10 protein-coding genes and 1 pseudogene are annotated in these 9,785 nt (G+C 57.7%); all 11 read left to right on the forward strand.

Going from position 1 to position 9,785, the window contains the following annotated elements; translation table 11 throughout:
* A partial coding sequence (gene trmD, locus GTN70_11880) for a tRNA (guanosine(37)-N1)-methyltransferase TrmD (protein NIO17658.1) occupies positions 1 to 543 on the forward strand: 543 nt, incomplete at its 5' end.
* A 187-nt stretch (positions 544 to 730) separates the two neighbouring features.
* Positions 731 to 1,291: an RNA methyltransferase gene (locus GTN70_11885; protein NIO17659.1), complete on the forward strand. Its 561-nt coding sequence runs from the start codon at positions 731 to 733 to the stop codon at positions 1,289 to 1,291.
* A 41-nt stretch (positions 1,292 to 1,332) separates the two neighbouring features.
* Entirely contained in the window at positions 1,333 to 2,052 is a 720-nt protein-coding gene (gene rplS, locus GTN70_11890) for a 50S ribosomal protein L19 (GenBank protein NIO17660.1), read from the forward strand.
* An 11-nt stretch (positions 2,053 to 2,063) separates the two neighbouring features.
* Entirely contained in the window at positions 2,064 to 2,660 is a 597-nt protein-coding gene (locus GTN70_11895) for a ribonuclease HII (GenBank protein ID NIO17661.1), read from the forward strand.
* Positions 2,653 to 3,039 (forward strand): YraN family protein, encoded by a 387-nt coding sequence (locus tag GTN70_11900; GenBank protein NIO17662.1) that lies wholly within the window; start codon positions 2,653 to 2,655, stop codon positions 3,037 to 3,039. The genes GTN70_11895 and GTN70_11900 overlap by 8 nt, the downstream gene beginning before the upstream one ends.
* A 170-nt stretch (positions 3,040 to 3,209) precedes the next feature.
* Entirely contained in the window at positions 3,210 to 5,015 is a 1,806-nt protein-coding gene (gene iorA, locus GTN70_11905; GenBank protein NIO17663.1) for an indolepyruvate ferredoxin oxidoreductase subunit alpha, read from the forward strand.
* Entirely contained in the window at positions 4,999 to 5,598 is a 600-nt protein-coding gene (locus tag GTN70_11910) for an indolepyruvate oxidoreductase subunit beta (GenBank protein NIO17664.1), read from the forward strand. The genes iorA and GTN70_11910 overlap by 17 nt, the downstream gene beginning before the upstream one ends.
* Before the next feature lie 74 nt (positions 5,599 to 5,672).
* Positions 5,673 to 6,925 (forward strand): annotated as a pseudogene (locus GTN70_11915) (AMP-binding protein).
* 16 nt (positions 6,926 to 6,941) lie between these two features.
* A complete protein-coding gene (locus tag GTN70_11920) occupies positions 6,942 to 7,373 on the forward strand; it encodes an ACT domain-containing protein (GenBank protein NIO17665.1) in 432 nt (143 codons plus the stop codon).
* 49 nt (positions 7,374 to 7,422) lie between these two features.
* Complete coding sequence (locus tag GTN70_11925; GenBank protein NIO17666.1) at positions 7,423 to 8,562, forward strand: ABC transporter substrate-binding protein; 1,140 nt, start codon at positions 7,423 to 7,425, stop codon at positions 8,560 to 8,562.
* 316 nt (positions 8,563 to 8,878) lie between these two features.
* A complete protein-coding gene (locus tag GTN70_11930; protein ID NIO17667.1) occupies positions 8,879 to 9,769 on the forward strand; it encodes a branched-chain amino acid ABC transporter permease in 891 nt (296 codons plus the stop codon).
* Positions 9,770 to 9,785: the final 16 nt, after the last annotated feature.

The raw sequence follows: 9,785 nt of genomic DNA on the forward strand, positions 1-9,785 counted from the left end.
GAGCACGTAACGGGGGAGTTCGGCAGGGGGACGGTCGTTCTCCTCACCCCGCAGGGCCGGCGTTTCGACAGCGCCCTCGCCCGGGAGCTTGCCGGCAGGGAGCACCTGATCCTTATCTGCGGAAGGTACGAGGGTATAGACAACAGGGTGTCTCTTCATCTCGCCGATATGGAGATCTCGATGGGCGATTACGTTTTGACCGGGGGAGAGATCCCTGCGATGGCCCTCGTAGATGCCGTCTCACGCTTCGTTCCCGGCGTGGTGGGGACGATGGAGTCCGTTGCGCGAGATTCCTTCGAGGAGGGCATTCTCGCTCCTCCCCACTACACCCGGCCGGAGCGATTCGAGGGTATGAGCGTGCCGGAGGTGCTGCTCTCGGGGAATCATGAGAGGATACGGGAATTTCGCATCAGGGAGGCCCTGAAGAAGACCCTCGCCGTTCGTCCCGACCTCCTGAAGAGAGAAAAGTTGAGTGATGAAGCAAACAGGATCCTCGACGATCTCATGAAGGAAGCAGAAAGAGAAAGAAAAAAAGAAAAATAGTAACGCAGAGTGCGGATATCGGAAAGCAGATTGGGGAATGGGATCACAGCAGAAAACACAAAACCCTTGAGAGGCGAGAGGTGAAAGGAAAGAGGGGAGAGTTGTCTGTACACCACCTGTCACCTGTCTTTTTTCTCCTATCTCCTATCAGGTTTCAAACTATGAACGACGAACGCAGGACTGAACGATGGGTTTAAGCCATATCTATATGGCCCTCGTGCACCATCCCGTGTACGACAAGGGCAGAAGGGTCGTCACGACGTCGATCACCAACCTCGACCTACATGACCTGTCGCGGCTTGCAAAGACCTTCGGGCTCGGTGGGCTCTACATAGTCCAGCCCTCGCATCTGCAGGCCGAGCTGGCACGGCGTATCATCGGCCACTGGGAAAAGGGCGCGGGGGCGTCCTACAACGAGACGCGAAGGGTGGCCTTCGCGATGATCGAGCTGGTCCCCAGCATCGAGGAGATGGTTAAGCGTGTCGAGGAAAAGACGGGCAGGGAGGCGAGGCTCGTTGCCACGACGGGGAGGAAGCATCCGGGCCAGGTGGATTACCGGCAGGGGAAGAAAATACTGAAAGACGGCTCAGTTTCAATTATAATGTTCGGAACGGGGTGGGGGCTTTCGGATGATCTCGTCACGTCATCCCACATGGTGCTCGAGCCGATCGTGATATCCGATGACTACAACCACCTTTCCGTGAGGTGCGCTGCGGCGATAATTATTGACAGATTATTTGGAAAATAATATATTGAACAGTCTTGCCGCATCGTTTGCCGGAGGAAGAGATGAGTATCATCGATGACATAATGAAGGATTCCCTCAAGAGGAAGATCCCCAGGTTCAAGGCGGGAGATACCGTGCGTGTGTACCTCAGGATCAAGGAGGGGGAAAAAGAGAGAGTCCAGTATTACGAGGGAGTCGTCATCAGCATTCACAACAACGGGATCTCCAGCACGTTCAAGGTCAGGAAGGAATCCTACGGGGTTGGCGTTGAGAGGACTTTTCCCCTCTTTTCCCCCCTGATCCAGAAGATAGAGATAAAGAGGCGGGGAGACGTGAGGCGGGCGAAACTCTACTATCTCAGGGAGCTGTCCGGCAAGAAGGCGAAGGTGAAAGAGAAGAAGGACTGGATGCTGAAAAAGAGCGAGGTGGAGGCGCGGGAGGATGAAGCCGCCATCGAAGAGGAAACTCCCGTTGCGCCGGAAGCGGTTGTAGATACTCCCGATCACGTAGCTGATACCCCGCCTGTGGAAGCGGATGCTCTTGAGGCTGAGGCGGAGGAAGCGGTCGAGGAGGCGGCGGTGGAAGAACCTGCAGCCGCAGAGCCGGAGGAGGAAGCAGCCCAGGAAGAGGCAGCCGAAGCAGAAGCAGCCGAAGCAGAAGTAGCAGAAGCAGAAGCAGTCGCCCCGAAGGAAGGTGAAGAGCAAGCCGGGAAAGACTCCTCCACCGGGGACGAGGAGAAGGGGAAAGAGACCGGGAAGAAACCTCGCGGCAAGAAGAGTTAACCAACCCCTTGATGATCAGGTTGGAGTACAGCCTCGCAGATAGAGGGTATAAATGCATAACGGGTGTCGATGAAGCGGGCAGGGGTCCGCTTGCCGGCCCCGTCGTTGCCGCGGCAGTTACCTTTCCGAAGGGATATCAGAACAAGCAGATAGGGGATTCAAAGAAGATTTCCCCCGAAAAGCGAGAATCTCTTTTCTTCACCATAACCAACGAAGCTGAATCCTACGGTGTCGGCATCGCCACGCATATGGAGGTGGACCTTTTCAACATACACCAGGCGAGCCTGCTCGCGATGCAAAGGGCGGTAAAGATGCTCGACGTGACCCCTGATGTCATCCTCGTCGACGGGCGGTTTGCCATTCCCGACCTGAACATCGAGCAGATCACCGTCAGAGCCGGCGATGTGACCGTCCAGTCGATTGCGGCGGCCTCGGTGGTCGCGAAGGTGACCAGGGATGCGATCATGGAGAAGTATCACGACGCCTTTCCCCAGTACAACTTTGCCAGGCACAAGGGCTATCCCACGAGGGAGCACCGGGAGGCGATCGAAAAGTACGGCCCCTGTCCCATCCACCGGAAGTCCTTCCGGGGCGTAGCCGATGAGTAGGAGGGGGAGTGTTGCATCGGGCAAAAAGGCGGAGGAGAGAGCCTGCCGGTACCTCGAAGAACGGGGGTACCGGGTCGTGGGCCGAAATATCAGGGCCGGTCGCCGTGAAATCGATATTATCGCGCGCAGGGACGACACCCTCGTCGTGGTGGAGGTGAGGAGCAAAAGGAGTCACTCCCCCCTCCTGAGCTCGGAAATAGTCGGATTCGGCAAGAGAGTGAGCGTGGCCAGTGCTGCCCGGGAAGTGATCGGTGGATACCGGAAGCCGGAAGACTCGGTGCGCTTCGACGTGATTATCGTGACAGTGGACGGAACGGGCCGCTTCGCGGGCCTGGACCACATTGAAAACGCTTTTTCAGCGGGGGGCGAGATCATCTGATCGCTCCCCTTTTCCCCCGCGCTGCGGGCTTCCCCTGTGTCGGTACTCACGGATTGCACGCGCCGGGACTCGTCCGCTGCGGGGGGAAGACCGGCGTGATAACGGTTTATTTTTAAACGCATCTTCTTGTGAGGTGGGTCGTGAGGGAAAAGCGAGTTGAGGCACGGAAAATGCTCCTGTCGGGAAACGAGGCGATCGCCCTGGGGGCTTTCGAGGCGGGGGTGAAGGTCGCTTCGGCCTACCCGGGTACCCCCTCGACGGAGATTCTCGAATCCCTGTCGCGCTTCAGCGGCGTGTATACGGAATGGGCGCCGAACGAAAAGGTGGCGGTGGAGGTGTGCCTCGGCGCATCCTTCGCCGGCGCGAGAACGCTTGCGGCCATGAAGCACGTGGGGCTGAACGTTGCTGCAGACCCGCTCTTTACGTCGGCCTACACGGGCGTCCGGGGGGGGTTCGTCATCGTGACTGCCGATGACCCGGAAATGCACAGTTCCCAGAACGAGCAGGATAACAGAAACTACGCCTTTGCGGCGAAGATACCCATGCTCGAACCGGCTGACTCCTTCGAGGCGAAGGAGTTCACCAGGCGCGCTTTCGAGATCAGTGAGGCCTTCGATACGCCGGTGTTGATCCGGACCACCACCCGGGTGTCCCACGTGAAGGGAGTCGTAACGCCCGGAGAACTCATGGACCTGAAGGTCGAGCCCGGCATCGTCAAGGACCCCGACAAGTTCGTCATGCTACCCGTGAATGCGAGGAAGAGGAGGGCGGCGCTGGAAGACAGGCTGGCCAGGCTCAGAGAGTTTGCCGAGACCTTCCCGGAAAACGTCATCGAGCCGGGCAGGGGAAAGAGGGGGTTCATCACCTCCGGCGTATCCTACCTCCACGTGAAGGAGGCATTCCCCGACGCGCCGGTCCTGAAGCTGGGCATGATCTACCCCTTCCCGGAAAAACTGATCAGGAGTTTTGCCGAAAAGATGGAGGAAATATTCATCGTCGAGGAGCTCGATCCCTTCATCGAGCTCCACGTCAAGGCGATGGGCGTCCCCTGCAGGGGGAAGGAGGTCATCCCGGCCTACGGCGAGATCGACGCCCGGGTCGTCCGCCAGGCGGTGACGGGAATAGCCGAGGAACCGGCATTTGCTCCCGTGGAGGTGCCCGCGAGGCCGCCGAACCTCTGTCCCGGGTGCCCTCATCGGGGCCTTTTCTTCGCTCTCTCCCGGCTCGACGTGTTCGTTGCGGGGGACATCGGGTGTTACACCCTCGCCTTTTTCAAGCCCCTGGAGACGATGGACTCCTGCGTCTGCATGGGGGCGAGCATAGGGAACGCCTTCGGCATGGAGAAGGCCATCGGAAAGGATGCACTCGGCAAGGTGGTGGCCGTCATCGGTGATTCCACCTTCATCCATTCGGGGATCACCGGCCTGATCGACATCGTCTACAACAGGGGTTTTTCCACGGTCATCATTCTCGACAACAGGACCACCGCCATGACGGGACAGCAGGAAAATCCCGTCACGGGACAGACGCTGTCCGGGGAGAAGACGGTCGAAGTCGACCTTCCCGCCCTGTGCAGGGCGGTGGGGGTAGAGCACGTGTACCGGATCAATCCGAACGACATCGAGAAGACCTACCAGCTGCTGAAACGGGAAGTGGAGCGGCCGGAGCCCTCGGTGGTCATAACGGAGTACCCCTGCGTCCTCCTCCCCGTGGAGAAACAGAAGAAGAAACCCGTTCACCTCGTGATCCTGGAAAAGTGTACCGGCTGCAGGACCTGCCTGAAACTCGGGTGTCCGGCCATAGAGTGGGTGCCAGTCACCGAAGAGGAGGCGGTCCGCCTCGGGATGAGGCCGAACCAGAAGGGCTACGCCAGGATAAATCCCGTCCTGTGCGATGGGTGTGGCCAGTGCGCTCCCCTCTGCAAGTTCCAGGCTATCGTCATCGAAGAGGAGGGGGGAAGTGAAGGGGAAAGGTAACGTCATCTTCTGCGGCGTGGGGGGCCAGGGAATCCTCCTGGCGAGCGAACTGACCTCCCTGGCGCTGCTCGCAGCGGGGTTCGACGTGAAAAAGAGCGAGGTCCACGGCATGGCGCAGCGAGGCGGGTCCGTGGTTGCCCACCTCCGCTACGGCAGAAAGGTGTTTTCCCCCCTCATCGAGAATGGCGCAGCCGATGTGGTCGTATCCTTCGAGCTCGTCGAATCCCTCAGATACCTTTCCTTTATGAACAGGAAGACGAAGCTGATCGTGAACTCGCAGAGGATTTTCCCCCCTTCCGTCGCCACGGGTCTCGAGCGATACCCGGAAGGCGTGCTCGAGCGTTTCCATGAGCTGGGGGTGCCCCTGTTTCCCGTGGACGCCCTTGAGGTGGCCACGTCTCTGGGAGAGGTGAGGGCGCTGAACATGGTGCTGGTGGGTGCCCTTTCGAACTTTGTTCCTGTTGATGAAGATGACTTTTTCGGTGTAATATCGGGTAAAGTCCCCGAGAAATTGCTCGAGGTGAACTGGCAGGCCTTCAGCGAAGGAAGGCGGGTCGTGGAAAAGGCGCTCATGAAAGCCTGACGCCGGGGGTGTGCTGATGAACGATACGGAAAGTATCGGGCGGATGTAAACGTGAGCTTGGAGGTCGCGTTCGTATGATCTGGAACGAGGAGTTTGAGACGCTGCCCCGGGAGGCCCTCGAGGCGCTCCAGGTGAAAAGGCTGAAGGCGCTGCTGGAGCGTGTCTATGCGACGGTTCCCTTTTACCGCAGCCAGATGGACGGGGCGGGAGTCAGTCCCGATCTCGTAAAGGGCATCGATGACCTGAGGAGGCTGCCCTTTACGACGAAAGAGGACCTGAGGCAGAACTACCCCTTCGGCCTGTTTACCGTGCCTCTCGAGCGGGTGATCAGGATTCACGCCTCTTCCGGTACGACGGGAAAGCCTACCGTCGTGGGGTACACGAGACGGGACATCGAAACGTGGGCTGAGCTGATGGCGAGAACGCTGGCCTGCGGGGGGACACGGCAGGGAGACGTGGTGCACAACGCTTACGGGTACGGTCTCTTCACGGGAGGTCTCGGCGCACACTACGGGGCCGAGAAGATAGGGGCGACGGTCATCCCCATGTCCGGAGGAAACACGAAGCGGCAGATCATGATCATGCAGGACTTCGGCTCCACCGTCCTCCTCTGCACCCCCTCCTATGCCCTGAGCCTTGCCGATGTCATGGAGGATATGGGCGTCGACCCGGCGGAGCTCAAGCTTCGCGTCGGCATTTTCGGGGCCGAGCCGTGGAGCGAAAAGATGCGGGAGGAGATAGAGAAGAAGCTCAGGATAAGCGCCATCGATATCTACGGCCTCAGCGAGGTGATCGGCCCGGGAGTGGCGAGCGAGTGCATAGAGGGAAAGAGCGGGCTTCACGTNNNCTTCCCCACGGCGAAGTGGGGGAGCTGGTATTTACCACCATTACGAAGGAGGCATTTCCCGTCGTCAGGTACAGGACCAGCGACATTACCAAGATCATCCCCGAGACCTGTGTCTGCGGGAGGGCTTTCGTTCGGATGGAGCGTGTATCGGGAAGGACCGACGACATGCTCATCATACGGGGAGTGAACGTGTTTCCCTCCCAGATCGAGCACGTACTCGTGGGCATCGATGGGGTCGAGCCCCACTACCAGATCATCGTCGACCGGGAGGGGGCCCTCGACACGATGAAAGTCCAGGTCGAGATCAACGAAGATATTTTCTCTGATGAAATAAAGGAGCTCGAGCGTCTGAGTAAGAGCATCGAGGGTGAAATCAAGGAGATGCTCGGCATCTCCTGCGTGGTCAAACTCGTCGAGCCCAGGACCATCCAGCGCAGCGAGGGGAAGGCGAAAAGGGTCATCGACAACCGGAAGATATGAGAGGGGAGAAGGGGAAATGAAGGTGGAACAGATATCGGTGTTTCTCGAGAACAAGTCGGGAAGGCTTGCGGAAGTGACCGGCATCCTGGCATCTTCAGGCATCAACATACGGGCGCTTTCCCTTGCCGACACGGCGGACTTCGGCATCCTGCGGCTGATCGTAAACGACAGGGAGAAGACAAAGGCGGTGCTCAAGGAGAACGGGTTCACCGTGGGGAAGACGGAAGTGGTGGCCATCGAGGTCCCCGACAGGCCGGGCGGCCTCGCCGGCATCCTCGAAGCGCTCAGGGGGGGAGAGATAAACGTGGAATACATGTACGCCTTCGTCCAGAAGAGCGGGGAAAACGCCATCATCATATTCCGCTTCGATGAAATAGACGATGCCATAAAAATCCTCCAGAAGAGGGGAGTCCGCATTCTCAAAGGAGAGGAAGTATACGCCCTGTAGTTCTCAGGCGATAGCCGGGAAGGGGTAAATACATACAAGGAGGGGTACTATGAAAAAGCTGAAGTTCATGATTTTGTCGGTGATCCTCGCGGTCTCGACGGCGTCCTATGCCGTTGCGGGAGAGGTCATCAAGGTGGGGGCCATTCTGGCCGTCACGGGGGGGGCATCCTTTCTCGGAGCTCCCGAGGCCAAGACGCTTCAGATGCTCGTAGATGAGGTGAACGCGAAGGGCGGCATCAACGGCAACAAGGTGGAGCTCATCATCAAGGATTCACAAGGGCAACCGGAAAAAGCGATCTCGTTCGCCAAGCAGCTCATCGAAGAGGAGAAGGTTTTTGCCATCATCGGCCCATCGAGAAGTGGTGAAACATTGAAAATCAAGGGCACCTGTGAAGAAGCGAAGATTATCCTTCTCTCCTGTGCCGCTGCAGAACAGATAATCAATCCTGTTGCCAGGTATGTCTTCAAGACCCCGCAGACTGACAGCAATGCAGCACGCATGATATTCATGCAGATGAACAAGATGGGCATCTCAAAAGTGGGTGTTGTAGTCGGGAACACCGGTTTTGGAAAAGCGGGGAAGGAGCAAATCGAAAAGCTGGCGCCCGAGTATGGTATCGAGATCCTCATCAGCGAAGTCTACGATGCAAAGGGTGCTGATTTAACGGCTGTTGCAACGAAAGTAAAAGCGCAGAATGTGCAGGCAGTAATTAACTGGTCTATAACCCCTGCTCAGTCAATTTTCGCAAAGAACATGAGGCAGATCGGGATGAACGTCCCGCTCTTCCAGAGCCACGGTTTCGGGAACATAAAGTATGTGGAAGCCGCGGGTGAAGCCGCCGAGGGGATCATCTTCCCCGCGGGAAGGCTTCTCGTTGCTGAAGAACTTCCCGAAGACCATCCGCAGAAGGCTGTCCTCGTAAAGTACAAGAGAGACTACGAGGCGAAGTACGGGGAGGAGGTGAGCACCTTCGGCGGGCATGCCTACGACGCCTTCATGATACTGGTCAAAGCGATCGAACAGGCAGGTCCCGACCAGGAAAAGGTGTTGGACGCCATCGTGAACATGAAAGGATTTGTCGGGACGGGTGGCGTGTTCAATTTCTCCCCCGATGACCACGGCGGCCTCGACATCAATGCCTTCGAGATGCTCACCGTCAAAGGAGGTAAGTTTGTCCTGTTGAAATAACAGGCATTACGATCGGGGCACATAATAAAGAGGGGAGTATTCAGGAAGCACTTGGATACTCCCTCTTATTTTGACAGAGAGGGTGTTCAGATACTATAACTATCTGATGGCAGAGGGTTATCGATATTGTCGGCAGTGTGGAACCTGGATTGCGGAGTGAAAAAAAGCATCGGTTTCTGATTTTAGATCTCAAGACTCGCGATTTTTACCTCGAATTCGAGATGGGTTTCTATTCCGCACTCCGAGATCCGCAATCCGCACTATAATTCAGTCATAGTAGGAAAATCGAGCGAATCAGCATTTTTGGTACAAATGTATGGGCATAGAACTCTTTTTTCAGTATATCGTCGCCGGCATAACCTATGGCATCATCTACGCCATCGTGGCCATAGGGTTCAATATCATCTACAATACCACGGGAATCATCAATTTTGCCCAGGGCGAGTTCGTCATGCTGGGCGGCATGGTCGCCGTGACGTTCAACTCCTTTCTGAGCCTCCCCCTTTCGATCATGCTGGCCGTCCTCATCACGATGATCGTGGGGGCACTTATCGAAGTCATCTTCATCCGCTGGCTGGTGGGCCCGTCCATCCTGCGGATGATAATCATCACCATCGGCATATCGATCATCATCAGGGAGGCGGCACTGCACATCTGGGATGAGCGGGTTCGTGCCCTGCCCTATTTCACGGGAAACGAGGTTACCTCCCTGTCCTTTGCGGGCGTGCACGTCTCTCCCCAGGTGCTCTGGGTCGTCGGGATCTGCTCGGTCATGGTGGCTATCCTGAGCCTCTTCTTCAAGTTTACCCTTCTGGGGAGAAAGATGCGGGCCTGCGCGGCGAACCGTGATGCCGCCAGGCTCTGCGGGGTGAGCGCCAGGAACATGGTTACCCTCTCCTTCGTGCTGAGCGCGGGCATCGGGGCCCTCGCGGGATGCGCCGTCTCTCCCATAACCTACGTGCAGTACAACAGCGGGGTGCCGCTGGCGATCAAGGGGTTCACCGTGGCGATCCTGGGAGGCCTCGGCAACAGCATGGGGGCGGTGGTGGGCGGTTGCATCCTGGGGGTCCTCGAGTCTTTCAGCATCTGGGTCCTCCCCACGGCCTACAAGGACGCCATCGCCATATCCATACTGCTGATCATCCTCTTCGTTCGGCCCAGCGGGCTTTTCGGAAGCAGAGAGGAGTTCAGCCTGAAGGAGTTTTGATGGAAAGAAGGAGCAT

It is taken from the genome of Deltaproteobacteria bacterium (assembly GCA_011773515.1).
Classification (GTDB): domain Bacteria; phylum Desulfobacterota; class Deferrimicrobia; order J040; family J040; genus WVXK01.